We start from the raw sequence: 24,443 nt of genomic DNA on the forward strand, positions 1-24,443 counted from the left end.
CCCCCACCACCTGCACGTGGTACTGCTCCATCACCTTCAGTGCCCCCAGCAGTGTGTCTGTGGGAAAAACTGTGGCGATGAAGGACGACAACGCTTCCCTGAAACCCCCGCCCTGCCCCATTTCCACGACCTCCCCGCGATGGACCCACATCCCCTGCAACTGTCCTGCCGTCCGGGGAAAGTCCGCGTGAGACACACCGGCAATGGCCGGCCGGGGGGCGTAGACTGAAGGGGTGACATCACGACAGGCAACGGCACCCCGGTTGAGCCGGATGGCGGACCTCTTCACCAAGGCGGTGGAGCGGAGCAAGGAGGGGTTGCTGACCCTCACCTTCAAGCCGGACGAGCTGTACCGGGTGCCCACGGACGACGGAGCGGCCATCGCGCTGGGGCGCTACCACCCTCGAGGGGAGCGCCGGTTCGCGGAGCCCGTCCTCCTGTGCCACGGGCTGGGAGCCAACCGCTTCCACATGGACTTCAACGAGCAGTACAGCCTGGCGCGCTACCTGGCGCGGGCGGGGTTCGAGACCTGGGTCATCGAGCTGCGCGGCCGGGGCCTGGCGGGGGCCTGCGCGGACTGGAATTTTGATGATCAGGCAGAACACGATGTGAGAACGGCTTTGCGCACCGTGATGTCCACGGGTGCCCAACAGGTTCTCTGGGTGGGCCACTCCAAGGGCGGGCTGATGCTCTACGCCCACCTGGCCAGGAACCCCCAGGCGCCGGTGAAGGCGGCGGTGTCCCTGGGCGCGCCCTTCACCTTCGCGGTGCAGCCGGGCTTGCGAGCGTTCGTGCAGCGGGTGGAGCCGGTCCTCAAGCTCAAGGTCATCCCCACCCGGCGCGTCACCAGCATCGCCTTCTTCGGGGCGCCGCCGGGGCCGCTCACCCGGTACATGATGCTGGCGGACAACATGGATCCGCAGGTGGTGCGCTGGGCCCTGGCCAACGTTCCGGCGGACGTGGCCGGCGGGGTGGGCCGGCAGTTCGCCCGGTGGATCACCACCAGCCAGTTCACGACGTTCGACGGCAGCTTCGACTACCGCGAGCCGCTGGCCGGGGTGCGCATCCCCTTCCTGCTCATCGCCGGCAGCCGGGACCTGCTCGCGCCCCCCCTGGCGGTGGCCCGGGCGAAGGAGCACCTGGGCGGCCCGGTGAAGATGCTGGTGGCCGGGCGCGGCCACGGCTTCGCGGCGGACTACGGCCACGCGGACCTCATCCTGGGCCGCAAGGCGCCGGACGAAATCTTTCCCCAGGTGGAGGCCTTCCTGGCCTCCAACGCGACCCGGCTCTAAGGGGGCGCGGGTTGTCCGGGCCCTCCCGGCGTGCTACCCGGAGGGCCGCTCCATGGGCCCATCCGTTCGCTTCCCATCCCGGCCATGACGTCCCGCTTGAAAGCCTGGCGGCCGGACGCCACCGTGGAAGGTCCCCCGTCCCCTCTCCCGAGGCCCCCGCGCATGCGTCCCGCTTCCTTCCGCGCCTCCCTGCTGTCGTGTTCCGCTGCGCTCGCGCTCGGAGTCCTCGGACTGACGGGCTGCCGGCCGCAGGCCCAGGAGGGGCCGGACCCCACGGTGGTGGCCACCGTGAACGGTGAGTCGCTCAGCCGCACGGACTTCGAACAGGAGCTGGCGCGGGAGCTGGCCACCACGGAGGGGCCGGAGCCCACGCCCGAAGAGGTGGAGCCCTTCAAGCGGGCGCTCGTGGACACGCTGGTGAAGCGGATGCTGCTGCTCCAGGCCGCCAAGCAGAACAACATCGCCGTGACGCCCGAAGAGGTGGACCGGGGCGTGCTGCGGCTGTCGGGCGACTACCCGGCGGGCAACTTCAATGAAGTGCTCGCCCAGGGGCAGCTGTCCATGGCGGAGCTGCGCGCTCGCGAGGCCAGCCGGCTCACCATCGAGAAGCTCTTCACGAACCACGTCTACTCGCGCGTGGCGGTGACGGAGGAGGAGCTGCGCGCGTACTACGCGGCGCATGAGGCGGACTTCCAGGAGCCGGAGGAGGTCCACGCGGCCCAGATGGTGGTGAAGGGGCTGGATGAGGCCCGCAAGCTCCAGGCGCAGCTGAAGGCGGGCAAGAAGTTCTCCGACCTCGCCCGGCGCTACTCGCTCAGCGCGGACGCCAAGGTGGGGGGCGACCTGGGCTTCTTCCCCCGGGGACAGATGCCGCCGGCCTTCGACGAGGTGGTATTCAAGCTGGGGGTGGGGCAGGTTTCGGACGTGGTGTCCACGGAGTACGGCTACCACCTGTTCAAGGTGCTGGAGCGCAAGGCGCCAAGGAAGCGCGAGCTGGCGGAGGTGCGCGCGAAGGTGGAGGGGCGCCTCTTGGAGGCCAAGCGGGCGGCGGCGCAGGAGGCCTTCGAGAAGGACCTCCGGGACAAGGCGCAGGTGGTGGTGAACGAGGCCACGCTGCAGACCATCCGCGGGCGGCCGGCGCCGCAGGCGGCGGCGAAGTGAAGGATTTTTCCGGGGGCCCGGCGGTTGGGCGCCCCGGTGTCATGGTGTTCAAGAGGGTCGTTGCGATGAAGAACCTGGTGGCGTTCCTGGCGGCGGTGATGCTCCTGGCGGGTGGCACGTCCGCCCGCGCGGAGCTGGTGGACAGGGTGGCGGCGGTGGTGAACCGCGACATCATCCCGCTGTCGGAGGTGCAGCAGCGCGCCGCGCCGGAGCTCCAGCGCGTGAACTCCGAAATCGACCCGCACAAGCGCGCCGAGGCCCGCGCGCAGCTGATGAAGGCCGCGCTGGACACGCTCATCGGCGAGAAGCTGATGGAGGGCGAGGTCCAGCAGTTGGGCATCACCACCACCGACGCGGAGGTGGATGAGCTGGTGCAGGACGTGCTCAAGCAGAACAACGTCAGCGACATCACCCAGTTCGAGCAGCTGCTCAAGAACGAAGGGTTCACGCTCGCCAGCTACAAGGACATGCTGCGCAAGCGCGTGGTGCGCGACAAGCTCTTGCGCATGAAGGTGGGCCCCAAGGTGAAGGTCACCGAGGAGGACCTGAAGGCCGCGTACACGCAGTACACGCGCCTGGAGAGCGAGGACGTGGAGGTGCACGCCCGCCACATCCTGGTGCAGGTGGACCCCAAGGCCACGCCTGAACAGGTGGCCGCCGCGAAGCAGAAGGCGGAGGGCATCCTGCAGGAGGCCCGCCGGCCGGGCATGGACTTCGCGGCCCTGGCGCGCGCCCGCAGCGAGGGCCCCAGCGCGTCGGACGGCGGTGACCTGGGCTACTTCAAGCGCGGCGTGATGGTGCCCGCCTTCGAGAAGGCCGCCTTCAACCTCAAGGAGGGCGAGGTCAGCGAGCCCATCCGCACCAACTTCGGCTGGCACATCCTCAAGGTGGAGGAGCGCCGCAACGTGTCCGTGGCCTCCTACGAGGAGATGAAGCCCAAGCTGGAGTCCAAGCTGCTCAACGACAAGACGGAGAAGTTCCTGGACCAGTACGTCCAGGAGCTGCGCTCGAAGGCCAACGTCGAAGTGAAGATGTGAGCGCGGTGGCCACGGCGGACGCGCGGCCCCGCGTGGGCATCTCGCTGGGGGACGTGTCGGGCATCGGGCCGGAGGTGACGGCCCTGGCGCTGGCGAAGCCCTCGGTGCGCCGCGCGCTGGTGCCCGTCGTGTTCGGAGACGGACCCGCGCTGGAGGGCTTCCCCCTCTTCCGCCGCTTCCCTCGCGTGGCCCTGGAGGAGCTGGGCCGCACGCAGGGGCCCGCCGTGGTGGAGGTGACGCACCTTCCAGCGAAGCACCGCGTGCCGGGCAAGCCCTCGCGTGAGGGCGGCAAGGCGCAGTACGCGTACGTGCGGGCCGCCATCGACGCGATGCGCGCGGGCTCGGTGGACGCGCTGTGCACCGCGCCCGTGTCGAAGGAGGAGATTTCCCGCGCGGGCATCCCGTTCATGGGCCACACGGAGGTGCTGGCGGACGCGTTCGGCGTGGACGTGCTGATGATGATGGACGGGCCGCGCGTGCGCATCGCGCTGGCGACGAACCACGTCCCCATCTCCGAGCTGCCGAAGCTGCTCACGGTGGAGAAGCTGGTGGCGCAGCTGCAGCTGTTGTCACGCAGCCTGGAGCCCGTGGTGGGCCGCAAGCCGCGCATCGCCGTGCTGGGGCTCAACCCGCACGCGGGCGAAGGCGGCATGCTGGGACGCGAGGAGGTGGAGGTGATTGGCCCCGCCATCCGCCAGGCCCGCGCGAAGCGGGTGGACGCGCACGGGCCCATCCCCGCGGACGGCCTGTTCGCGCGGCCCGACGAAGTGGGCGCGAAGTACGACGTGGTGCTGGCCATGTACCACGACCAGGGGCTCATCCCCGCCAAGGCGCTGGACTTCGAGCGCACGGTGAACGTGACGCTGGGCCTGCCGGTGCCGCGCACGTCGCCGGACCACGGCACCGCCTATGCGATCGCCGGCACGGGCACGGCCAGCTGCGTGCCCATGATGGAAGCGCTGCTCAAGGCGGCCCGGCTTTCTTCGGGAGCCGCGCGGACAGGTGCCTCGCGAGGTCCTCGCCGTCCTCCTTCGGGTCGATGAGCTTCGCGTGCGTGCCCCGCGCCGTTGAGTCGGGGACCACGAGCACGGTGACCTTCCCCGTGGGGCAGTGACCCAGACAGGACGCGGGGATGAGCTGCGTCCTGTCCGCCAGGCCGTGGGCCTTGAGGGCTTCGCGCACGCGCCGCGGCAGGTCCACCCCGCCTGCGTCCACCGGCAGCCTCATCAGGCAACGGTGACACAGGTGCAACTCGATGGGGTCTGCTTCCTCCCGCGCGGCCATGCGGCAATCTAACGCTGGAACCGCTTGTCGAGCTTGCGAAGCTGGCTCTCCCAGCCCGCGGACGTGCGCTGCGTCCACTCCTGGCTGTGCATGGTGTCGATGGTCACCGTCATCCGCACGGTGTCGCCCTTCGCCTGGAGCTCCACCACCGAGGAGGCGGTGTACGGCGCGATGCCGGGGATGAAGTCCACCGCGTGCCGGTACGCGAGCCGCGTCCTGGGCGTCAGCTCCGTGTACGTGAAGCTGCTCGGGGTGGCCAACGGCATGCCCGCCTGCTTCATGAAGGCCACCGTCTCCGGCGCGGTGGCGATCATGTCGTAGCGCAGCAGGCCCCCAGGACGCGCGTCGAGTTCGTGCACCTTCACGGAGAAGCCCTCCGGGCCCCACCAGGACTCGAAGCCGTCCTTCGTCGTCCACAGCTCCCAGACTTCGTCGAGCGTCGCCAGGTAGGTGCGCTCGAAGGTGATGGTGCTGGGCTTCGTATTCGTCGTCATGGGGGTTCCTCCTCGGATTTGGGGGTGCCCATGCGTGCCTTGCGTCTTCGCTCGAGCGCCTGGCCGAACCGGTCGAGCCGGGCCTCCCAGAGGCCGCGATACCCGGTGACCCAGGCCTCCAGCTCCTGAAAGGGCTCCGGGCGAAGCGAGTACAGCCGCTTCGTGCCCTCGGGGCGGACCTGGACGAAGCCCGCCTCCTGGAGGATGCCCAGGTGACGGGAGACACCCGACTGCTGGATGTCCACCCGGGCCACCAGGTCGTTCACCGACAGCTCGCCGCCCTTCAGCGCCTCGACGATGCGGCGGCGCGTGGGGTCGGCCAGGGTCTGGAAGACGTCAACATTCATGGACATGTATATGCATATCCGTGAATGTTTCGATTGTCCAACTAGAAGACGAAGGGGTAGCGGACGGGGGCGTTCATCGCGACGCGGTGCACGGGGAACTTCCAGCCGCGCACCTGGTCCTCGATGCAGCCGGCGAGCGGGGAGCCCTTCAGCGCCTCGGTCTCCATGGCGACGCCGGACACGGCGCCGGTGGTGTCCACGGACCAGCGCATCTGGAAGCGGCCGCCGTTCTCCAGCGCGGTGCCGGTCTTGAAGTTCTGGACGCAGGCGGCGATGGCGGGCTGGTTCGTGACGACGACGTTGGTGATGTCTCCCGGCGTGAGGTTCTCGCGCTCGGACGTCGGCGCGGGCGGGATGTAGACGGTCTTCTCCTGGGCCTGCTTCGGGGCGGCGGCCTCGGCGCCTTCCGCGTCGTCGGTGAAGCCCAGCTCGCGGGCGAAGTCCTCGTCGATTTCGGACTCCGGCTGCGCGGCTTCCTCGGCCTCGGCTTCGGCGGCGGCCTGACGGGCCCGGGCCATCTCCTCCTCGGAGATCTCGCTGCCGAAGGACATCTCGCGGACCTCGGCGGTGTCCTCGGGGGCTTCGAGCGTGGCCGCGCGCTGGGCCACGGGAGCCTTCTTCTTCGTCACCGGGGCGGGCTGCGTGGGCGCGGCCGGTTCCGGTGCCAGCGTCTGAAGGCCGGTGGTCAGGCCCGCGCTCGCCGGGCCCGCGAGGACGGGCGCGTTCGGCGTGAGGGCCTGCGCGGCGCGCTGCGCGTCCGTCAGCGCGGGCGTGTTCACGGCGCCCGCGATGGACTGCGCGAAGTCCGGCGAGGAGGTCTGCGGAGTCACGGCGCTCGGCTGGCTCGGTTGAGCCATCGTGACGGCCTGCACGCCGACGGTCCGCGGAGTGACGGCCACCACGGACTGCGCTTGCGGCACGGGCCGCGGACCATCCTTCGCGGTGAGGCGCAGGCCCGCGACGACGAGCAGGCCCGCGGCGAGCGCGCCCATGGCCACGGCGCTGACGAAGGACATGGGGCTCATGCCGAGGATGCGCGTGGACGCATCGTCGATGGCGGGCGGCGGAGGCTCGGGCGCCACGGGGGCGTACGGCATCCACGGCTGCGGCGCGTAGGCTTCGGCCGGAGAGCCGGGCGTGGCCCAGACGGGCGGCGGCGCGGCGTCCCACGACGTCACGGCGCCGCAGGAGTTCTCCTGGGGAGCGCTGGACGAAGGCTCCTCCGCGCGCAGCCACTCCGGGATGACGATGTTCGCGGCCTCGGCGGACAGCGTGAGCTGGGGCTCCACGTTGTCGTTGGAGGGCTGCGGCAGCGACTGGAGCCAGGACTCCTCCGTGGAGGCCAGGTCGAGCAGCGTGCGCAGCGGGCCGGTGGCGAAGGACTCCGGCACGGTCACTTCTTCTTCGGAGGGCTCGGAGGCGAGCGCGCGGTCGAGGCACGCATCCAGCTCGGCTTCGAAGGACTCGGGGTCGCGGGAGAAGTCCGAACCGCCCACCTGCGCCCGCGAAGACACATCGCCCGTCAGTAGCTCGCTCACGCCACCCTCCCCGCCGCCCGTACCGCGCCAGACCGCCCCAACCACCGACTCACTGCCAGGGGGCCGATGTTAGGGACGCCCCCCGTTCGCGCTACCGCGAGCGTCCGCCGGTGAACGCTCCAGCGGTCATTTGCCCCCGAACGAGGCCCGAAACGTAAGGCCGCGCACTCCACATTGTGCGCCGGTGTGCCGACAGGGTCCGGCTTTCCACAGCTGCTCAGTACCGGGGGGTGTTCGCCTTGGGCGTCAGGTTGCTGGGCGGGGCCTGGACTCCGTTCACGCGCAGGCCCGCGTGCATGAAGGTCGGGGCTCCCTGGAGGAAGGCCGCCGGGAAGTTGAGCGTGGGCTGGGACTCGTCATCCAGCGCCTTCACCTGCTCCGGCGTGAGCTTCACGTCCAGCGCGCCCAGGTTGTTGTCCAGCTGCTCCAGCGTGCGCGCGCCCAGGATGGTGGAGGCCACTCCCGGCCGCCCCTGCACCCAGGCCAGGGAGACTCGCGCCACGGAGGTGTTCTGCTCCTTCGCCACGCGCTGGAGCACGTCGATGAGCCGGTAGGTCTTCTCGTTGAGCGACGCCTCCGCCCACGCGCCCCGGTCCGCCTTCTGCTTGCCCGCGTTCTCCCGCGTGTACTTGCCGCTCAGCACGCCGCTGCGCAGCGGCGACCACGGCGTCACGCCCAGCCCCAGCTCCCGCGCCATCGGGATGAGCTCGCCCTCCACCGTGCGCTCCAGCAGCGAGTACTCAATCTGCAACGCCACCAGCGGCGCCCAGCCCCGGAAGAAGGCCGTCACCTGCGCCTGCGCCACCTTCCACGCGGGCGTGTCGGAGAAGCCCACATAGCGGACCTTGCCGGAGCGCACCAGGTCGTCCAGCGCCCGCATCGTCTCCTCGATGGGCGTGTTCGCGTCCCAGGCGTGCATCCAGTACAGGTCGATGTAGTCCGTCTGCAGCCGGCGCAGCGACTCATCACACGCCGCCATCACCGACTTGCGGCCCGCGCCGCCGCCGTTCGGATCCCTCTCGAAGAGGTTGCCGAAGAACTTCGTGGCGATGACCACCCGGTCCCGCTTCGCGGGATGCCTCCCGAGGTGGTCCCCGATGATCTTCTCCGCGTGCCCGAACGTGTACACGTTCGCCGTGTCGATGAAGTTGCCACCCCGCTCGATGAAGCGGTCCAGGATGGCGTTGGACGTCTCCACGCTGCTGCCCCAGCCCAGGTCCTCGCCGAACGTCATGGCCCCCAGGCAGAAGGGACTGACGCGCAGGCCGGAGCGGCCCAGGGTGACGTAGTGGTCGAGCGACATGGGCGGTTCCCCCCGCGGATGGACAAAGTGCGCGGAGCCAATCCCGGACACCTCCACCGCGCCAGCCGCCCTCACCCCAGGACGTCCAACGCCAGACATGCTCCCGCGCCCATCCGCTCAACGCAGGACATCCAATGACTAGCGGTGCGCGTGCTGGCGGTCCGCGTAGTGTTGCAACTGGCGCCGCGCGGCCTCGAAGGCGTCGGTGACGGCCTGGTAGGCATCCGCGTGGGCCGCGAGCTCCACCGGTTCGCGGTCCGCGATGATGTTCCTGCCCGGCACGTGCAGCTCCACGCGCACATGGAAGTGATGGCCTTGCGCGTGGTGGCGGTGCGGCTCCTCCACCACCACGTTGCAGCCGGTGATGCCGTCGTGGAACTGCTCCAGCTTCTCCGCCTGGTCGCGGATGTGCTCGTTGAGGGTTTCGCTCGTCTCCATGCCCCGGTAGGTGATTCGCAGTGCGCGCTTCATCGTCCGCCTCGGGTAGGGCTCCGTGCTCGGGAGCCGGTGTGGATTCAAGGCATTGCATGAGCCCTGCCAGCGTCCTTCAGGCCCACGAGACACCTATAACGGCCCCCTTTTCACGGGGCATGACGGGACACGCGCCCCGGCGCGTGGGGCACGTTGACTCACGGCAGCTTGCGCAAGCGGGGCAGCAGCTCCGCGACTGGACGCTCCAGGTCCTCCGCGTCCAGGTACACCTGGACGGCGTGCCCCACGCCCTCCACGGGTTCGGCGAAAAAATTGCGCTTGTTGGGCACCACCCACGCGAAACCCGTGCGCGGCAGCACGAAGCTCGGCGCGTTGCCGTAGGTGAGGAAGCCTCCCGTGCGCTCGCCCACCATCGGGGCGCCCGTGGCGAGGTGCAGCGCGTACGCGCCGCTCTCCCCCGAGGACCCGGAGTTGCGATCCACCAGCACCACGATGCGTCCCGTGAAGGGCGTCTTCGCGTGGCCCTCCACGCGACCGTTGTCGAACACGGGGCGCGAGGGCTCCGGCTTCACCGGCCACTTCGAACGGATGGCGTCACGTTCGGCCTTCGCCTCCGGCGTGTCCAGCCGTCCATCCATGGCCTGCCGCTGCACGCGCGAGTTCCATACGAAGCACGGGTAGAAGGCACCGTGCATCCACACCTCTCCGGTTGAGAACCACGGCCCGCGAACCATCGTGTCCAGCCACTGGTACACGTAGCTGTCGTCGCCGCCGCCGTTGCCCCGGAAGTCGAACACCAGCAGCTTGTGCTTGCGGTGCTTCGGCGCGTCCGCGACGAACTGGCGCAAGCCGGCCTCCGCTTCCGGTGGTCCGGAGAAGCGGCGGATGGTGATGATGCCCACGTCGCCCTTCGGCTCGTACGTATAGGTGTCCTTCGGCTCGAACTTCCGGGACGCGTGCACGGGGCGCACCGTGAGCGGCACGGACGTGTCGCCGCACCGGAGCGTCCGCGCCTCGCCACCGCCTCGGGCGGAGACGGTGAGCCGTTGTCCCCGCGAGCCATCCGGCTTCAGCACCGGCGCCACCCGCAGCGTGTCCGCCTGCGCGCCCTCCACCGTGTTCGCGTCGCAGGACGTGAGCTGAAGTCCCGGAGGCGCGTCGGCCTGGTACTCGCGGAAGGCGAGCCGGGGCTCCGCGCTCAGCACGCCCAGGAGGCCGGACGGGCCGAAGTGGTTGTCCGTCAGCGCCTCGCGGATGGCGATGGTCGGCGCGAGCACGCCGTCCTGGAAGGACACGGTGGGCCCGGACGCGGCCACCTTCGCGCTCCAGTCCTGGAAGAAGGCATCCGGATCAAACGTGCGGTGCGCCAGCAGCTCCGGCCAGCCGGAGTACGTGGTGCGCAGCAGCTGGTGCAGGAAGCGCACGTCCTCCGCCAGCGCGGCGCTGTCCACGCATGTGTCGGGCGTGGGCTTCGGGCGGCGGAAGGCCTCGTGCAGCAGGGGGCTCTCCGGGTCGTAGCAGTACGGGGCACCGGTGAGCTGTTGATCCAGGTAGGGGCTGGAGGGGGCCGCCGCCAGCAGGGCGCCCACGAGCAGGGAAAGGGACATGCCCCTTCTTACGGCACGCTCCGCCAGGTCATTGCCTGTGCGCGGACGTCAGCGACTCGCGGTGAAGCGGCCTCGCGCGAGGAAGACGTGTGCATCGTCGATGAGCACCTGCGTGTCCGGCCCGGAGCGCCATGCACTGACGAGCTCCTCCATGCGCCCGGCCGGCAGCGGCCAGACGCTGCCGGCGGGAGGCTTCTCCACCAGCACCCAGTCATAGACGAGGTCGTCGGACTGGGGCCCGCCCACCGCGTAGGCCTCGTCCCGTGCCCCCACCTCCGCCACGAGGTTCCCCTCCAGCAACACGCGTCCGCCAGGGTTCGCGGCGAGGACGTCCAGCGCGTGCCGCACGCTCGCGAGCCGCGGGCCCGTGGCCGGACAGTGCGCGGGGAAGGCCTCCGGCGTCGCGAGGGTGCGCCACGCGGCGCGCACGGTGTTGTCGTTGGTCGTGAAGAGCAGGAGCCCGGTCGTCACCAGCACCCAGGCGGGAGGGCGATGCAGGCGCAGGAGCGGAAGGAAGACCATGGCGACGGCTGCCATGAGGGGCGCGCCGTACTGGAAGCGCCACGCCATGCCCGTGAAGCGGATGGCCAGCATGGGCAGGAGCAGCGCCAGCCACAGCGGATCCGGCCTCCACTTGCGGCGCCATCCCCAGAGGGCCAGGGGGACGAAGGCCACCAGCAGCGTGCCGACGCGCGAGAGCTGCTTTCCGGCCAGCCGATCACCCAGGTACGCGCCCCACCCCTGCCCCGGCTCCGGAAGCAGCCGGGTGGTGTAGTTCACCGTCTGCCCCAGGAACCCCGAGCGCCCCACGAACACGAACGCGAGCCACGCCGCCGACAGCGCGAACACCGCCAGCGCGGCCCGGCGCTCACCGCGCAGCCAGAGGCCTCCGGCGAGCATGAGGCCCACGAAGGGGAACTCCTCCTTGCACGCGAACAGCAGCACCAGCACGGCCAGCATCCACCCCGTGCGCTTGAGGCCGTACACCACCGCGAGCCACGTCCACGGGAGCATGGCCCACGTGGTGGGGTGGATGGGGAAGGTGAGCGCGGCCGTCGTGCCGGGGTTGAACAGGAGCAACGCGCCCAGGAGCGCGGTGGAGGCCCGGTCCAGCTGTCCCTTCGCCTGGAGCCACACGAGCGGCGCGAGCGACAGCAGGACGAAGGCCCCTTCCGCCACGAGCCCCGCCCACTTCGCGGGCAGCACCATCACCAGCGGCCGGGCCAGCCACAGCACCGGGTCGAAGTGGTCCGCGAAGATGTGGACCTGCCGGATGCTGAGCCAGGGGTTCGGGTCCTGGAGGGACAGCCGCGCCAGGGCCTGGGTGTAGATGCCCAGGTCATAGCTCGCGAAGCACAGGCGCGCGGCCTGGAGCCACACCGGAATCACCACCAGGCCCAGCCACAGCAGCACCAGGCCCGGCAGCACGAGCAGGCTCCCCCAACGCTGTCGGACAGGCTCGGTCATCGCGGACGCGCGGCGTTGTAGCGCGCTTCCGCTGGAGAGGCGATGGGTTCAGCGATTCTCAACTCGGCGACGGGATGGGAGCGCGGCCGGGCTCCACGACCTGCGGCCCGCGACCCGGCAGCTGCACGCCGTCGTCGGATTGCCGTTCCTGCTCCTTGTGCAGCAGGTGCGCCTGCGCGCGGGTGCGGTGCAGCCCTTCGCCCAGCAGCTCATAGGCCCGGTGCAGGAAGAAGGACGCGCCGCTCAGGGCGAAGATGGAGGCCACGAAGCGCGTCTGCCGGGGACGCACCGTGGCGGAGATGAGGAAGGACGCGGCCACCCACGGGCTCAGGCAGAAGGGGCAGTCCAGCAGCTCGCCCATCACGCGGCGGAACCCCGTGCCCCGGGCCTGCTCGCTCACCTCGCCCGCGCTGGCGTTGCTCTTGAAGCGCGTGAACGGCGCGCGCACCACCGCCGTGACCTTGTCCGCCGCCACCACCCGCGTGACGACGTGCGTGGCGGCCCCGAACAGCGCCAGGTCGGCGCCGCTGAAGCGCTCCGGGAGGCTCCGCCCCGACGCGCCCATCCAGCCCAGGAAGCCCAGCACGGTCGTGCTGAAGGTCCCCAGCAGGACGCCATACGAGCCCAGCGGGTGGATCTCCGAGTCATACCCTTCGAACGGTCCCGTCTCCTGAAGCGCTTTCATGAGGTGCACAGCCTCCGTGCCGCGAAAGCTGTGCATTCCCCCGGGTCCGAAGCATCCAGGCGGACAGGCGCGCGGGCACCCGCTCCAGTGGGGCCCTACTCCGCCGCCGCCATGTCCAGCACCGCGGCCCCTCGCACGCGGCCCTCGCGCAGGGCCTGGAGCGCTTCGTTCGCCTGGGACAGGGGAAACACCCGCACCTGCGTGCGCACGGGCACGCGCGGCGCCAGCGCCAGGAAGTCCATCGCGTCCTGCCGCGTGAGGTTCGCCACCGAGCGCACCCCGCGCTCCTCCCACAGCAACGAATAGGGGAACGACGGGATGTCACTCATGTGGATGCCGCCGCACACCACCACCCCGCCCTTGTCCACGGCCTTCAGCGCGGCGGGCACCAGCGCGCCCACGGGCGCGAAGAGGATGGCCGCGTCCAGCGGCTCCGGCGGCGGCGTGTCCGAGCCTCCCGCCCACACCGCGCCCAGCTCGCGCGCGAAGGCCTGTCCCTTGGCGTCGCCTTCACGCGTGAAGGCATGCACGCGGCGCCCCTGGTGCCGGGCCACCTGGATGAGGATGTGCGCGGCGGCCCCAAAGCCATACAGCCCCAGCCGGGCGCCCTCCCCCGCCATGCGCAGGCTGCGAAAGCCGATGAGCCCCGCGCACATCAGCGGCGCGGCCTCCGCGTCGGCGTACGACGGCGGCAGCGGGAAGCAGAAGCGCGCATCCGCGACGGTGTACTCGGCGAAGCCTCCGTCAAGGTCGTAGCCGGTGAAGCGCGCCGTGTCGCAGAGGTTCTCCCGGCCGGAGCGGCAGAAGCGGCACTGCCCGCAGCTCCACCCCAGCCACGGCACGCCCACCCGCAGCCCGGGGGCCAGGCCCTCCACGCGCGCGCCCGCCGCCACCACCGTGGCCACGATTTCGTGGCCCGGCACCAGCGGCAGCTTCGGGCGCGTCAGCTCTCCGTCCACCACGTGCAGGTCCGTGCGGCAGACCGCGCAGGCGTGCACCTTCAGCAGCACCTGCTCCGGTCCGGGCTCCGGGATGGGCCGCGCCTCCAGCCGCAGGCGCTGTCCGGGTGCGTGGAGCACCATCGCCCGCATGGTCCCTGACATGGCCCGCCTGCCTCCCCACCCGCGTCATCCGCGGGTGTCGAGGACAAGCTAGTCAGTGCCAGATGACGCGGCCGCTGCCGTTGACCCGCAGCTGCGTGGACTGCGCGTGACCGTACAGGTCCACGTTCCCGGACGAGTCGATGACGACGGCCGCCCCGCCTCCGTCCACGTACGCGGCGGCAGGCCCCGCGCTGCTCGACGTGATGTTCACGTCCACGGCCTTGAGTCCCGGCGCCCCCAGTCCACCGCTGCCGTCCAGCCAGGCGTCGAGCCGGTTGGTGACGCCCGTGAGCGTCATGAAGCCGGAGCCGTCCATCCGGGCGCGCACCTGCTTCGCGGACCCCGCGAACTTCAGGTCGCCGGAGCCGGACAGCGACAGGTCCACCCACTCGGCCAGGCCCTCGCCGGCCGCGCACAGCTCCATGTTCCCGGAGCCGCTGAGCTTCGCGTCCAGGGTGCGCACGCCGCCGCAGAAGCTCAGCGAGCCGGAGCCCTTCGCCACGAGCCTCACGTCCTCCTTCACCCCCTCGAAGCCCTCCACGCGCAGCGAGCCGGAGCCGTCCTGCGTCGCGCCCACCATGCGCGGCACGCGGATCTCCACGCGCGCCGGCCCCTGGGGCGCGAACGCGCCGTCCGTCTCGATGACCAGCGTGCTGCCGGGCGACACGAAGGTGCGCACGCGGGACTGGAGGTTCGCATCCAGCGTGACCTTCACCTCCGGCGCCTCGCCCTCGCGCACCACCACCTCCAGCGAGCCGCGGTTCTCCACGGTGGTGAAGTCCGTCACCGCGCGCGACTCCGTGACGCTGTTGCCGTCGCCGTGCGTCTCATCCGTGAAGTAGCAGCCGGACAGCAGTCCCGCCGCGAGCGCGGCCCTACCCAAATGCTTCCACATGGTCCCCTCCCGAACTTCGAATCGAATGCCGTGTCAGATCTGCACGCCCAGCAGGACGCCCGGCCACACGCGCACCGTGGTGCGTCCGCTGTCGGAGACGCTGCGCCACTCCGGCCCGATGCCCAGCTCTTCCCAGCGGTCCCCGTTGTCCCAGGTCACGAGCGTGTTGCCGGTGACGCCGCCGATGAGCGCGAACCGCTTCGCCACCTGCCAGCCCGCCACCAGCCGCAACTGTCCCAGCACGTTCAGGCCGTCGCCATCGCGAAAGAGGTTGTCCGTGTGGACGCCGCTGCCAATGACATCCAGGTCGAAGAACAATGGCCCCGCGGGGATGTGAGCGCCAAAGCCCAGGCCTCCCACGTAGCGGCGGCGGTGCGTGTCCGTGCCCGGGTTGAAGCCCAGCGTCAGCAGCGTGTGGAAGTGCCGTCCACCGAACTTCGCCGCGACGTTGGTGTACGCGATGTCACTGGCCCACAGCTGCAGGTTCGCCTGGCCGTTGCCAATGAAGCTGAGCAGGCCCAGCGCCTCGCCCTGGGACTCGCGCGCCACGTTGAGCAACCCCAGCTGGAGTCCGTCCACCTTGCCCGCGACGTTGATGAGCCCCACCTGCGCGCCGGACACGTCCCCGCCCACGTTGAGCAGCGACAGCTGCGCGCCCTGCATCTGGCCCGCGTAGTTGAACCCGGATGAGGCCTGGAGGCCCGACATCGTCGAGGCGATGTTCGCGCCCGCCGCGAACTGCGCGCCCTTGAACTGAGCGGCCGCGATGTTCGCGCCCACGGAGAACTGGCCGCCCACGCCGCCGGAGCCCGCGATGTTCGCGCCCACGGAGAACTGTCCGCCGGACAGTTCGCCCCCCGCCACGTTGCCGCCCACCGCGAGCTGGCCGGCCACCGCCGAGCCCTTCGCCACGTTGAGGCCCACCGCGGCCTGGAGGCCTTCCAGCTCGCCCGTGACGATGTTGCCGCCCACGGCGAACTGCGCACCGGACGCGGTGCCGCGCACCACGTTGGCCCCGAGCGTGAGCTGCGCGCCGGACAGGCTCTCCCCCACCCAGTTCGCGCCCAGCGACAGGGCCGCGCCGTCCACGCGCTTCGCGTGCGTCGCGATGGCCCCCAGCGCGAACGTGGTCACCAGCCGGTCCGTGGCCGTGCCCGCGGTGCTCACGTGCGGCAGGGCCATCAGCACCGCCGGGACGTGGATCTCCTCCGGGTCCGAGCGCTGCTGGGCCACGGTGGCCTCCACGGGCCGCGCGGCCTCACCGCCCGTCGCGGCCTCCACCAGGGGCGCGGGCGACAGCGCCGCGACCGGAACCGCGATGGCGGCTCCCTCCACCTGCTCCTCGGCCCCCGCCACCCCCGCGACCATCAGCCCGACACACACCGCGACGCTGCGCTTCATCGCCTGGACCTTCCTCAAAAGGGATTCGGCGAAGGGAACACCGGTCGCTTCCAGAACTGTCACCTGCCCGTCTTCACCTCGCACGAAGCCCGGTGTCCGGCGCTCCCGGCCGCTACGCTTCCCCCATGCGCGCTCCCCATCGTCCTCCCTCCCGCCGCGAGGTCCTGGTGGCGGGCATCGGCGCCGCGCTCGCGCCGTCCCTCTCCGCCCTCGCCCAGGGTCCCCGCATGCTCACCCGCCCCATCCCCAGCTCCGGCGAAGCCCTGCCCGTCATCGGCATGGGCACCTGGCAGACCTTCGACGTCGGCGGCGCCGCGAACGAACGCGCGCCCCTGGCCCAGGTCCTCCAGAAGTTCTTCGCCTCGGGCGCGCGCCTCATCGACTCGTCCCCCATGTACGGCCGCTCCGAGGCCGTCGTGGGCGACCTCTTGAGGCAGTCCGGCCAGGAGAAGACGCCGTTCCTCGCCACCAAGGTGTGGACGCGCGGCAAGGCGGAAGGGGCCGCGCAGATTCAAGCGTCCCTCCAGAAGATGGGCCACGGCCGCATGGACCTGATGCAGGTGCACAACCTGCTGGACGTGGACGTGCACCTGCCCGTGCTGCGGGAGCTGAAGGCCGCGAAGAAGCTCCGCTACGTGGGCGTCACCCACTACCTGCGCAGCGCCTTCGACGACCTGGAGAAGCACATCAAGAACAGCAAGCTGGACTTCGTGCAGCTGCCCTACTCGCTCGCGATGCGCGACGCCGAAGCGCGCCTGCTGCCCGCGGCGAAGGAGCACGGCGTGGCCGTGCTCGTGATGGAGCCCTTCGACAAGGGCAACCTCTTCCGCAAGATGAAGGGCAAGCCCCTGCCGGACTGGGCCTCGGAGTTCGACTGCACCAGCTGGGCCCAGTTCTTCCTCAAGTTCATCCTGGGCCACCCCGCTGTGAACTGCCCCATCCCCGCCACCTCCGACCCCGCCCACCTGGAGGACAACGTGAAGGCGGGCTTCGGACGGCTGCCGGACGACAAGCTGCGCGCCCGGATGGTGAAGCTCCTCGAGTCCTGACTAGAGGTCCGCCAGCTCCGGAGACGGCGAGTAGCGCAGCTCGCCGCCGGGCTCCAGCACCAGCCCGGTGCCGGGCTCGCCGGCCTCGTCGTCACGGCCCACCTCCAGCACGCCCTCCTCCGCGTCCCACTGGCCCAGGTAGTACTCGCCGCCGGCGGCCATGCACGCGCGCCCTTCCGACACCACCGTCTCCACCACTTCCTTCTTGTCGCTGGTGAGGCGGAAGAGCGTCCACGTCTTGCCGTCCTCGCGGAAGCCCTTCACCAGGTCCGCCAGCTCCTCGTCGCGAGGCGCGCCGCCCGCCTTCTCCTCGCGCGTCCACTGACGGGGCTCCTTCGCGGGCTGCGTCTTCTGCCACGCCCGCGCCAGCTCCAAGAGCTTCTGCTGGGCGGCGTCCTGGAGCGCGTGCATCGCGTCCGGCAGCTCGATCTCCTCCAGCGCCAAGAGTGCCGTCTCCAGCTGCAGCGCCTTCAGGCTCCACTCGTTCCACGCGGTCTTCAGCATCCCTTGTCGCTCCCGGCCGTCGCGCCTCGTTCCAAAGGAAGAAACAAGCGAGCGGGCCCGGCACGCCCCCTATCACACGCCCGGCTGCCGGGGTGCCGACCCGGCGGTGCGGACGATGTTCGCCGTCTGACCGCTGCCTACCTTCAACCCCCAAGGGAGGCGAGCACATGACGACGACGACGAAGAGTCCGCAAGACGTGGTGGAGCACCTGGGCAAGCTCATCCACGGCATCAAGGTCGCGATGATGACGACCGTGGACACCGACGGCAGCCTGCGCAGCCGGCCGATGTGGACCTACGACAAGGACTTCGACGGAGAGCTGTGGTTCTTCACCAACGACCACACCCACAAGGTGGACGAGGTGCAGAAGGACCACCATGTCAGCCTCGCCTACTCCGACCCCTCGAAGGACCGGTACGTGTCCGTCAGCGGCCGCTGCACGCTGATCCGCGACAAGGCCAAGGCCAGGGAGCTGTGGAACCCGTCCCTCAAGGCCTGGTTCCCCCAGGGGCTGGATGATCCGAACCTGGCCCTGCTGCGCGTCTCCGTCGAGAAGGCCGAGTACTGGGACACACCCAACAGCAAGATGGTCCAGCTGGTCGGGTTCGTGAAAGCCGTCCTCACCGGCGACAAGTACCACCCGGGCGACAACCAGAAGCTCGACCGGGGCGCCCCCCGCCACAACTGACCGGGGTCCCGAACGGGGCCGCCGGAGGCCCGGCGGCTCCCACGCTCTCAAACGCTGACACGTGTGTCATGGGGTGTGTGAAAGCAGGACAGCCGCAGAACCGTCCCACCCCGACCCACCCGGCGTGCGCCCCCAGGGAGCTCGCCGTGGTGGGTCAGACTTTTGTCTCGTGGTTGCTGTTTCTCTGACAGCGCCGTTCGCCCTGGCTTGTAACCCACCCTCGGCCCGAGTCATGCACCGACCGCCGCCGTGGTACGAGCCGGACACCGTCCTCACATCACGTTGAAGTGACAGACGGTTTAGAGTATCAACCATCCGCTTTCGAGATTTTCCACCTTCCGTCCGGCATCTTTGCCGGCGCCGGATGGAACGGACTCGGAGACGCTCATTGGGCGGAGCGATTTCCCGCCATTCGAAGGAATCAGGACGATGGAGAACAAGAAGAAGGTCGCGAAGCCCGAGGGCAAGCTGGCGGTGCTCATCCCGGGCCTGGGCGCGGTTTCCACCACGCTGATGGCGGGTGTGGAGCTGGCGCGGCAGGGCAAGGGCGCCCCCATCGGCTCGCTCACGCAGATGGGCACGGCCCGTCTGGGCAAGCGCACCGACGGCCGCACCGTGAAGCTCAATGAGCTGGTGCCGCTGGCCACGCTGGACGACGTCGTCTTCGGCGCGTGGGACATCATCAGCGAGGACGCCTACCAGGTGGCCGTGCGCTCGGGCGTGCTCTCCGACAAGCACCTGGAGCAGGTGAAGCCCTTCCTCCAGGGCATCAAGCCGAAGCCGGGCGTGCACGACCCGGAGTTCGTGCGCCGCATCGCGGCGAACCACATCAAGGCGACCAAGACGCACCGCGAGAGCATTGAAGCCATCCGCCAGGACATCCGGGACTTCAAGAAGGAGCTCAACGCCAAGCGCGCCGTGATGGTGGTGTGCAGCAGCGTGGAGACCTTCCGCCCGCTGCCGGAGGCCTTCCAGACCCTGGCCAACTTCGAGAAGGCGCTGGACAGCAACAGCCCGGACATCAACCCCACGGCGCTCTACACGTACGCGGCCATCAAGGAGGGCGTGCCCTTCGCCAACGGCACGCCGAACGCGGCCGTGGACACGCCCGCGCTGCAGGAGCTGGCCAAGCAGGACGGCGTGCCCGTGGCGGGCCGTGACCTCAAGAGCGGCCAGACGATGATGAAGACGGTCATCGCGCCGGCGCTCAAGGCGCGCATGCTGGGCCTGGAGGGCTGGTTCTCCACCAACATCCTGGGCAACCGGGATGGCGAGGTGCTGGATGATCCGCAGGCCTTCAAGGCGAAGGAAGTGACCAAGTCGAGCGTGCTCGACACCATCCTGCAGCCGGACCTGTACCCGGAGCTGTACAACAAGTACTCGCACAAGGTGTCGATCCACTACTACCCGCCCCGCGGCGACGCGAAGGAGGGCTGGGACAACATCGACATCACCGGGTGGCTGGGCTACCCGATGCAGATCAAGGTCAACTTCCTCTGCCGCGACTCCATCCTGGCGGCGCCGCTGGTGCTGGACATCGCGCTGTTCATGGACCTGGCCAAGCGGCTGGAGTGGCGCGGCATCCAGGAGTGGATGTCCTTCTACTTCAAGAGCCCCATGGCCCACCCGGGCCTGCCGGTGGAGCACGACCTGTTCATCCAGCTGACGAAGCTGAAGAACACGCTGCGCGTCGTCGCGGGCGAAGAGCCCATCACGCACCTGGGGATGGACTACTACGGGGATGACCTCCCGCTCTCCCGCTAAGAACGACTCCGCGTTCAAGTGGCTCGTCACCGTCATGGCGGCGGGCCACTTCGCGCTGGTGGTCTCCACCGGAAGAGTCCGGTGGGAGCACGTCGCGGCGGACCTGCTGCTGGTGGTGCTGGCCTGGGCCGGCGCCGGCCCGCGGCGGTTCCTCCGCGGCGCGTTCCCGCTGTGGCTCACCGGCATGATCCTGGACAGCCAGCCGCTGTGGCTGTGGCTGCGCGGCACCATCCACACCGGCGACCTGTGGAACCTGGAGAAGGTGCTGTTCCCCGCGCCGGGCGGCACGCACTGGCCCGAGTGGTGGTCGCGTCACCCCAACACCCCGTTGGACCTGCTGTGCGGCTGGGCCTACGCGGCCTACATCTACGAGGTCTTCCTCGTGGCGCTGTGGTTCTTCTTCAAGAAGGACGCGCGGTTCGAACAGCTGTGCTGGGCCTTCTTCGTGGTGAACGCCATCGGCGTCGTCACCTACGTCATCTATCCGGCGGCTCCCCCCTGGTACATCCTGAAGTACGGGCCGGGATTCGCGGACCTGTCGGCGCCGCCCAGCCCCGCGGGCACCGCGCGCTTCGACGCCTTCTTCGGCATCCGCTACTTCGCGAACTTCTACGCCAAGAACCCCAACGTCTTCGGGGCCATGCCGTCGCTGCACGCGGCCTACCCGCTGATGATGGTGCTTGTCCTGTGGCACAAGGGCCCGGCGTGGCGGGTGGGCACCATCCTGTTCGCGCTGCTCGTCGCCTTTTCCGCCGTGTATCTCACGCACCACTACGTGCTCGACGTGCTCGCGGGAAGCATCGCGGCGGTCGTGGCCTTCGTCGTCGTGAGGGCTGTCTTCGCAAGACGGGCCATGGAAGCGCCAGGAGTGGCGCCCGTGACCCTGCCGTCTGGAGGGAACACCCGTGCATGACAACATGCTGGCCTTGCTGAGTGGAGACCTGTCCCCCTCGGCGCGCATCTGGACCGCGCTGGCGCCCGCGCTGTTCGCGGTCGCGTACTTCCTCGTGGGCCTGGTGCTCTTCTGTATCCGCTGTGCCATCAAGGGCATCCCCCAGGACGCGGAGACGCTGACGCGCGGCAAGTCGGTGCTGGTGGGCTTCTTCCTGCGCCACTACTTCTTCTGGGTCATCCAGCCGCTGTGGAAGGTGCTGCTGCGCTCGGGCCTCCCGGCCAACGCGCTGTCCATGCTGTCGGGCCTGCTGGGCGTGTCCTCCGGCGTGGCGGTGGCGGCGGGCCGCTTCGCGCTGGGCGGCTGGCTCTTCCTCTTCGCGGGCGTGCTGGACGTGATGGACGGCCGCGTGGCGCGCACCCGCAAGGAGGCGAACCCCGCGGGCGCGGCGCTGGACTCCGTGCTGGACCGGTACGTGGACTCCGCCATCCTGATGGGCCTGGCCTGGTACTACCGGGACACCTGGGTGCTCCTGCCCGCGCTGGGCGCGCTGATGGGCTCCTCGCTGGTGCCGTACGTGCGCGCCAAGGGCGAGGGCCTGGGCGTGAGCGTGCGCGACGGCGCGATGCAGCGGCTGGAGCGGGTGCTGTTTTTGGGCGTGGGCACGGCGCTGTCCCCCATCCTGGAGGCGCTGTTCTGGCCGACGGAGAAGCACCCCATGCACTGGCTGGCGGTGGCGGGCCTCGTCTTCGTCGCCATCCTGAGCAACGTCACGGCGGTGTCCCGCTTCCGCACGCTGGTGCGGGCGCTGACGCCCAAGAAGCCGGTGAAGCAGCGCTCGGGCGTGGCGCTGTTCGGCTTCAACGCGGCGGCGGGCGCCATCGCCACGGCGGTGGACTTCGTGGCGGTGCTGGGCATGGTGGAGTGGGGCGGCCTCTCCCCGGTGTGGGCCACGGTGGCCGGCTGCGTGCTGGGCGGCGTGGTGAACTACACGCTCAACCGGGTCATCACCTTCCGCAGCCAGGGCGCGGTGGCGCCGCAGCTGGCGCGCTACACGCTGGTGAGCGCGACCAGCGCGCTGCTCAACGCGGGCGGCGTGGCGCTGCTCACGCTGCACCCGCAGCTGGCGTACACGCTGGGCTGGTGGGTGGTGCGCGGGGTGGTCTACTTCGCGTGGAACCTGCCGCTGCAGCGCGACTACGTCTTCAACGACAACTCCGACGAGCTCCTGGAGCAGCGGCCCCATGCGGCGTGACACGCTCGCCCGCGGCTTGAGGGCCCTGCTGGTGGGGGCCCTGCTTTCGCTTCCAGGGGTGGCGGCGGCGGGCGGCGTGCTGGGGTTGTCCTACAGCTCCAGCGACCGGTACGGAGAGAGCTTCTACTTCGTGGCGGACACGGATGACGGCACCTACGTGGCGGTGAGCCTGTCGGTGACGAACATCGGCCCGGGGTCGCGCACGGGCCTCTGCCGCGCCACGGTGCTGCAGCCGGGCAAGCCCGTCTGGGCGCCGCAGAAGCGCATGGGTGCGAATGATTGGGGCTACGACCCGGCCCTGGACACCCTGAAGATGGGCGAGTGCTTCGCCCGGGCCACGGACACGGGCCTGACGGTGGAGGCGCCCCTGGACAACGGCCAGGTGAAGCTGGAGTACGCGCGCAAGCCCGAGCCGTGGTCACCGGAAGGCTCCGTGGTGGAGAGCGGCAAGGACCGCTACCGCCACGAGGTGCTGGTGGCCGGCAGCCCCGTGAAGGTGACGCTCCGCGTGCCCCTGCGGGAGGCGGTGACGCTGAAGGGCGGCGGGTACGCGGACCACTCGCGCAGCACGGTGGCGCCGGCGAAGCTCGCGAAGCGCTGGGTGCGCTTCCGCGCGCTCAAGGGCCCGCCGTACGCGGTGGTGCTGGGGCGCGAGGGGCAGGAGGGCGACTACGCGCCCGTGTACGTCTGGGAGGACAAGGGGGCCGCGCGGCTGCTGGAGTCCTTCACGGTGACGCAGACGGGAACGAAGGACAAGAGCACGTGGCGGGCGGAACTCACCGACCGCGACGGCAAGACGGCGATGACGTTGCGCGGCACCTCCCTCCTCCAGCGCAGCGCGCCGGTGGAGTCGCTGGGCGTGTTGGGCGGGCTGGTGCGGCCGGTGGTGGGCTCGCCGGTGACGTACCTGCTCCGGGGCGTGATGGAGCGTCCGGGCAAGGCGCCGGTGGAGGGGTTGATGGAAGTGTCGGTGGAAGGCGAGTAGCAGGCAGGGGATTTCCGCGTGAGCGAGTCGTTGCTTCGGTCGGTGCATCACGTCCCGGGTGTCCGGGGGTTCGTGCGCAAGCAGGTGCTGCGGGTGGTGGCGCGCGGGGTGGAGTGGACCACCAAGCTGCCCGGCAAGCGCGCCCTCAACGTGTCCCAGGTGAACCCGTGGCTGCACGTGGGCGGCAGCGTGTCCCGCGCGCGCTACGGCGAATTGAAGGCCCGGGGCATCACCTGCGTCATCGACCTGCGCGCGGAGCGCTGTGACGACCGCGAGGCGCTGGCCGCGCTGGGCATCGAGCTGCTCAACCTGCCGGTGACGGACCGCTACCCGCCGTCGGTGGAGCAGCTGTCCCAAGGCGTGCGCTGGGCGCTGCCCCGGCTGGATGCCGGCGGCGTGCTGTACGCGCACTGCGAGCACGGCGTGGGGCGCGGGCCGCTGATGGGGCTGGCGGTGATGGTGGCGCGCGGCTGGGACGCACCCGAGGCCTACCGGGCGGTGCGCCACGCGCGCTGGCAGGCGACGCTCAACGACCGGCAGCTGCGGGGCCTTGCGGACTTCGTGGCGGCGTGGACGGGTGTGCCGGAGCAGGCGGCCTGACGGCCTTGCGGCGTGGCGCGCCGCTCCCCATCAGCTTGTCCATCCACCGGTTGCTGATGCCGAAGTTGCGGTCCGGCGTCGCGAAGTGGTGCGCCATGTGGTGCGCGCGCAGCGCCCTGCCCCAGGCCGTGCGCGGCGTGCGGTGGTGCGTGGCCCAGTGGAGCGTGTCGTAGGTCACGTAGCCCCAGACGATGCCCACGAAGTACGGGAGCATCTCCGCCGGGCGGCCCACCCACCACAGCGCCCCCCCGATGAGCGAGGACAGCGGGACGGTGACGATGAGCGGCATCACCAGGCGCTGGGCGTCGTCCGGGTACTTGTGGTGGTAGCCGTGGGCAATCTCATGCACCCGCTGGGTGAGCCGCCCCTTGCCTTCCCAGTGAAAGAAGAACCGGTGGATGCAGTACTCCATCAGCACCCACGTCAGCAGGCCCAGCGGGATGAACAGCAGGGCCCGCCCCACCGTCGTCCGTCCCCCTGACAGGCCCCACACGAGCAGGCCCAGCGTGAGCGGGATGTAGAGGAAGAACGGCACCGCCGGATGCAGCTTCGAGGCTGCCTCCATGAAGGCGTTCTCGAACATGCGGCCGGACTGATACCTCACGTATGCGCGCCCCATACTGGACGAAGGTTGGGACGGGCATGGCGCGCGCCAATCC

Annotated in this window: 25 protein-coding genes; 11 read left to right on the top strand and 14 right to left on the bottom strand. The window is 70.2% G+C overall.

Annotated elements, in window-relative coordinates:
- Nucleotides 1-272 precede the first annotated feature (272 nt).
- From D7X96_RS28720 to pdxA, 4 genes are all read left to right on the top strand, one after another.
- Complete coding sequence (locus D7X96_RS28720) at nucleotides 273-1,292, top strand: alpha/beta fold hydrolase (protein WP_120552194.1); 1,020 nt, start codon at nucleotides 273-275, stop codon at nucleotides 1,290-1,292.
- Between the two features lie 162 nt (nucleotides 1,293-1,454).
- The gene (locus D7X96_RS28725; RefSeq protein WP_120552195.1) at nucleotides 1,455-2,453 is read left to right on the top strand and encodes a peptidylprolyl isomerase; all 999 of its coding nucleotides are present in this window, start codon (nucleotides 1,455-1,457) and stop codon (nucleotides 2,451-2,453) included.
- A 65-nt stretch (nucleotides 2,454-2,518) separates the two neighbouring features.
- Nucleotides 2,519-3,490, top strand: a complete 972-nt coding sequence (locus D7X96_RS28730; RefSeq protein ID WP_120552196.1) for a peptidylprolyl isomerase — start codon at nucleotides 2,519-2,521, stop codon at nucleotides 3,488-3,490.
- Nucleotides 3,487-4,533, top strand: coding sequence for a 4-hydroxythreonine-4-phosphate dehydrogenase PdxA (gene pdxA, locus D7X96_RS28735; protein WP_121771216.1), 1,047 nt, complete (start codon nucleotides 3,487-3,489; stop codon nucleotides 4,531-4,533). The genes D7X96_RS28730 and pdxA overlap by 4 nt, the downstream gene beginning before the upstream one ends.
- Here pdxA and D7X96_RS28740 read toward each other — a convergent pair.
- The 12 genes from D7X96_RS28740 to D7X96_RS28795 form a co-directional block, all read right to left on the bottom strand.
- Nucleotides 4,454-4,774: a hypothetical protein gene (locus D7X96_RS28740; protein ID WP_120552198.1), complete on the bottom strand. Its 321-nt coding sequence runs from the start codon at nucleotides 4,772-4,774 to the stop codon at nucleotides 4,454-4,456. The genes pdxA and D7X96_RS28740 overlap by 80 nt on opposite strands.
- Before the next feature lie 8 nt (nucleotides 4,775-4,782).
- A complete protein-coding gene (locus D7X96_RS28745; RefSeq protein ID WP_121724807.1) occupies nucleotides 4,783-5,268 on the bottom strand; it encodes an SRPBCC family protein in 486 nt (161 codons plus the stop codon).
- Nucleotides 5,265-5,615: an ArsR/SmtB family transcription factor gene (locus D7X96_RS28750; protein ID WP_120552208.1), complete on the bottom strand. Its 351-nt coding sequence runs from the start codon at nucleotides 5,613-5,615 to the stop codon at nucleotides 5,265-5,267. Before D7X96_RS28750 ends, D7X96_RS28745 begins: the two co-directional genes overlap by 4 nt.
- A gap of 41 nt (nucleotides 5,616-5,656) precedes the next feature.
- On the bottom strand, nucleotides 5,657-7,153 hold the full coding sequence (locus D7X96_RS28755) for an AgmX/PglI C-terminal domain-containing protein (protein ID WP_147468420.1): 1,497 nt from the start codon (nucleotides 7,151-7,153) through the stop codon (nucleotides 5,657-5,659).
- 217 nt (nucleotides 7,154-7,370) lie between these two features.
- Nucleotides 7,371-8,456 carry an aldo/keto reductase gene (locus D7X96_RS28760; RefSeq protein WP_121771217.1) on the bottom strand — a complete coding sequence of 362 codons (1,086 nt, stop codon included), beginning with the start codon at nucleotides 8,454-8,456 and terminating at the stop codon, nucleotides 7,371-7,373.
- A 138-nt stretch (nucleotides 8,457-8,594) separates the two neighbouring features.
- Nucleotides 8,595-8,927, bottom strand: coding sequence for an HPF/RaiA family ribosome-associated protein (locus D7X96_RS28765; protein WP_120552202.1), 333 nt, complete (start codon nucleotides 8,925-8,927; stop codon nucleotides 8,595-8,597).
- A gap of 158 nt (nucleotides 8,928-9,085) precedes the next feature.
- Complete coding sequence (locus D7X96_RS28770; protein ID WP_121771218.1) at nucleotides 9,086-10,495, bottom strand: S41 family peptidase; 1,410 nt, start codon at nucleotides 10,493-10,495, stop codon at nucleotides 9,086-9,088.
- A gap of 48 nt (nucleotides 10,496-10,543) precedes the next feature.
- On the bottom strand, nucleotides 10,544-11,962 hold the full coding sequence (locus tag D7X96_RS28775) for a DUF2079 domain-containing protein (RefSeq protein ID WP_121771219.1): 1,419 nt from the start codon (nucleotides 11,960-11,962) through the stop codon (nucleotides 10,544-10,546).
- A 58-nt stretch (nucleotides 11,963-12,020) separates the two neighbouring features.
- Nucleotides 12,021-12,647 (bottom strand): DUF1360 domain-containing protein, encoded by a 627-nt coding sequence (locus D7X96_RS28780; protein WP_120552209.1) that lies wholly within the window; start codon nucleotides 12,645-12,647, stop codon nucleotides 12,021-12,023.
- A 95-nt stretch (nucleotides 12,648-12,742) separates the two neighbouring features.
- Nucleotides 12,743-13,750 carry a zinc-dependent alcohol dehydrogenase family protein gene (locus D7X96_RS28785; protein ID WP_121771220.1) on the bottom strand — a complete coding sequence of 336 codons (1,008 nt, stop codon included), beginning with the start codon at nucleotides 13,748-13,750 and terminating at the stop codon, nucleotides 12,743-12,745.
- Between the two features lie 52 nt (nucleotides 13,751-13,802).
- On the bottom strand, nucleotides 13,803-14,645 hold the full coding sequence (locus tag D7X96_RS28790) for a GIN domain-containing protein (RefSeq protein WP_120552206.1): 843 nt from the start codon (nucleotides 14,643-14,645) through the stop codon (nucleotides 13,803-13,805).
- Nucleotides 14,646-14,678: 33 nt separating this feature from the next.
- Nucleotides 14,679-16,046, bottom strand: coding sequence for a hypothetical protein (locus D7X96_RS28795; RefSeq protein ID WP_121771221.1), 1,368 nt, complete (start codon nucleotides 16,044-16,046; stop codon nucleotides 14,679-14,681).
- A 125-nt stretch (nucleotides 16,047-16,171) separates the two neighbouring features.
- Here D7X96_RS28795 and D7X96_RS28800 point away from each other — a divergent pair, with 125 nt between their 5' ends.
- Entirely contained in the window at nucleotides 16,172-17,095 is a 924-nt protein-coding gene (locus D7X96_RS28800; protein ID WP_121771224.1) for an aldo/keto reductase, read from the top strand.
- Here the strand turns inward: D7X96_RS28800 and D7X96_RS28805 are convergent, their stop codons facing one another.
- A complete protein-coding gene (locus D7X96_RS28805; RefSeq protein WP_120548433.1) occupies nucleotides 17,096-17,599 on the bottom strand; it encodes a hypothetical protein in 504 nt (167 codons plus the stop codon). It abuts the gene before it with no gap.
- Between the two features lie 167 nt (nucleotides 17,600-17,766).
- On the opposite strand from D7X96_RS28805, the gene D7X96_RS28810 reads away from it, so the two are divergent.
- The 6 genes from D7X96_RS28810 to D7X96_RS28835 all read left to right on the top strand — a co-directional run bounded on the left by D7X96_RS28810 (nucleotide 17,767) and on the right by D7X96_RS28835 (nucleotide 23,784).
- Nucleotides 17,767-18,288: a pyridoxamine 5'-phosphate oxidase family protein gene (locus D7X96_RS28810; protein WP_120548432.1), complete on the top strand. Its 522-nt coding sequence runs from the start codon at nucleotides 17,767-17,769 to the stop codon at nucleotides 18,286-18,288.
- Nucleotides 18,289-18,717: 429 nt separating this feature from the next.
- Nucleotides 18,718-20,052, top strand: a complete 1,335-nt coding sequence (locus D7X96_RS28815) for an inositol-3-phosphate synthase (protein WP_120548431.1) — start codon at nucleotides 18,718-18,720, stop codon at nucleotides 20,050-20,052.
- A complete protein-coding gene (locus D7X96_RS28820; RefSeq protein ID WP_121771222.1) occupies nucleotides 20,030-20,965 on the top strand; it encodes a phosphatase PAP2 family protein in 936 nt (311 codons plus the stop codon). The genes D7X96_RS28815 and D7X96_RS28820 overlap by 23 nt, the downstream gene beginning before the upstream one ends.
- A gap of 4 nt (nucleotides 20,966-20,969) precedes the next feature.
- Complete coding sequence (locus D7X96_RS28825) at nucleotides 20,970-22,199, top strand: GtrA family protein (protein ID WP_370450177.1); 1,230 nt, start codon at nucleotides 20,970-20,972, stop codon at nucleotides 22,197-22,199.
- A complete protein-coding gene (locus D7X96_RS28830; protein WP_120548428.1) occupies nucleotides 22,189-23,184 on the top strand; it encodes a hypothetical protein in 996 nt (331 codons plus the stop codon). The genes D7X96_RS28825 and D7X96_RS28830 overlap by 11 nt, the downstream gene beginning before the upstream one ends.
- 18 nt (nucleotides 23,185-23,202) lie before the next feature.
- Nucleotides 23,203-23,784 (top strand): protein-tyrosine phosphatase family protein, encoded by a 582-nt coding sequence (locus tag D7X96_RS28835; protein WP_120548427.1) that lies wholly within the window; start codon nucleotides 23,203-23,205, stop codon nucleotides 23,782-23,784.
- On the opposite strand, the gene D7X96_RS28840 is transcribed toward D7X96_RS28835, so the two are convergent.
- Entirely contained in the window at nucleotides 23,711-24,388 is a 678-nt protein-coding gene (locus D7X96_RS28840) for a sterol desaturase family protein (RefSeq protein WP_233609705.1), read from the bottom strand. The genes D7X96_RS28835 and D7X96_RS28840 overlap by 74 nt on opposite strands.
- Nucleotides 24,389-24,443: the final 55 nt, after the last annotated feature.

It is taken from the genome of Corallococcus interemptor (assembly GCF_003668875.1).
In the GTDB taxonomy this organism is placed as follows: domain Bacteria; phylum Myxococcota; class Myxococcia; order Myxococcales; family Myxococcaceae; genus Corallococcus; species Corallococcus interemptor.

What these genes read in the sequence shown, in the direction of transcription:
- D7X96_RS28720 (WP_120552194.1), top strand. Translation starts at nt 273, where the DNA reads ATGGCGGACCTCTTCACCAAGGCGGTGGAGCGGAGCAAGGAGGGGTTG.
- D7X96_RS28725 (WP_120552195.1), top strand. Translation starts at nt 1,455, where the DNA reads ATGCGTCCCGCTTCCTTCCGCGCCTCCCTGCTGTCGTGTTCCGCTGCG.
- D7X96_RS28730 (WP_120552196.1), top strand. Translation starts at nt 2,519, where the DNA reads ATGAAGAACCTGGTGGCGTTCCTGGCGGCGGTGATGCTCCTGGCGGGT.
- D7X96_RS28740 (WP_120552198.1), bottom strand. Translation starts at nt 4,774, where the DNA reads ATGGCCGCGCGGGAGGAAGCAGACCCCATCGAGTTGCACCTGTGTCAC.
- D7X96_RS28745 (WP_121724807.1), bottom strand. Translation starts at nt 5,268, where the DNA reads ATGACGACGAATACGAAGCCCAGCACCATCACCTTCGAGCGCACCTAC.
- D7X96_RS28750 (WP_120552208.1), bottom strand. Translation starts at nt 5,615, where the DNA reads ATGAATGTTGACGTCTTCCAGACCCTGGCCGACCCCACGCGCCGCCGC.
- D7X96_RS28760 (WP_121771217.1), bottom strand. Translation starts at nt 8,456, where the DNA reads ATGTCGCTCGACCACTACGTCACCCTGGGCCGCTCCGGCCTGCGCGTC.
- D7X96_RS28765 (WP_120552202.1), bottom strand. Translation starts at nt 8,927, where the DNA reads ATGAAGCGCGCACTGCGAATCACCTACCGGGGCATGGAGACGAGCGAA.
- D7X96_RS28770 (WP_121771218.1), bottom strand. Translation starts at nt 10,495, where the DNA reads ATGTCCCTTTCCCTGCTCGTGGGCGCCCTGCTGGCGGCGGCCCCCTCC.
- D7X96_RS28775 (WP_121771219.1), bottom strand. Translation starts at nt 11,962, where the DNA reads ATGACCGAGCCTGTCCGACAGCGTTGGGGGAGCCTGCTCGTGCTGCCG.
- D7X96_RS28780 (WP_120552209.1), bottom strand. Translation starts at nt 12,647, where the DNA reads ATGAAAGCGCTTCAGGAGACGGGACCGTTCGAAGGGTATGACTCGGAG.
- D7X96_RS28785 (WP_121771220.1), bottom strand. Translation starts at nt 13,750, where the DNA reads ATGTCAGGGACCATGCGGGCGATGGTGCTCCACGCACCCGGACAGCGC.
- D7X96_RS28790 (WP_120552206.1), bottom strand. Translation starts at nt 14,645, where the DNA reads ATGTGGAAGCATTTGGGTAGGGCCGCGCTCGCGGCGGGACTGCTGTCC.
- D7X96_RS28795 (WP_121771221.1), bottom strand. Translation starts at nt 16,046, where the DNA reads ATGAAGCGCAGCGTCGCGGTGTGTGTCGGGCTGATGGTCGCGGGGGTG.
- D7X96_RS28800 (WP_121771224.1), top strand. Translation starts at nt 16,172, where the DNA reads ATGCGCGCTCCCCATCGTCCTCCCTCCCGCCGCGAGGTCCTGGTGGCG.
- D7X96_RS28805 (WP_120548433.1), bottom strand. Translation starts at nt 17,599, where the DNA reads ATGCTGAAGACCGCGTGGAACGAGTGGAGCCTGAAGGCGCTGCAGCTG.
- D7X96_RS28810 (WP_120548432.1), top strand. Translation starts at nt 17,767, where the DNA reads ATGACGACGACGACGAAGAGTCCGCAAGACGTGGTGGAGCACCTGGGC.
- D7X96_RS28815 (WP_120548431.1), top strand. Translation starts at nt 18,718, where the DNA reads ATGGAGAACAAGAAGAAGGTCGCGAAGCCCGAGGGCAAGCTGGCGGTG.
- D7X96_RS28820 (WP_121771222.1), top strand. Translation starts at nt 20,030, where the DNA reads ATGACCTCCCGCTCTCCCGCTAAGAACGACTCCGCGTTCAAGTGGCTC.
- D7X96_RS28825 (WP_370450177.1), top strand. Translation starts at nt 20,970, where the DNA reads ATGCTGGCCTTGCTGAGTGGAGACCTGTCCCCCTCGGCGCGCATCTGG.
- D7X96_RS28830 (WP_120548428.1), top strand. Translation starts at nt 22,189, where the DNA reads ATGCGGCGTGACACGCTCGCCCGCGGCTTGAGGGCCCTGCTGGTGGGG.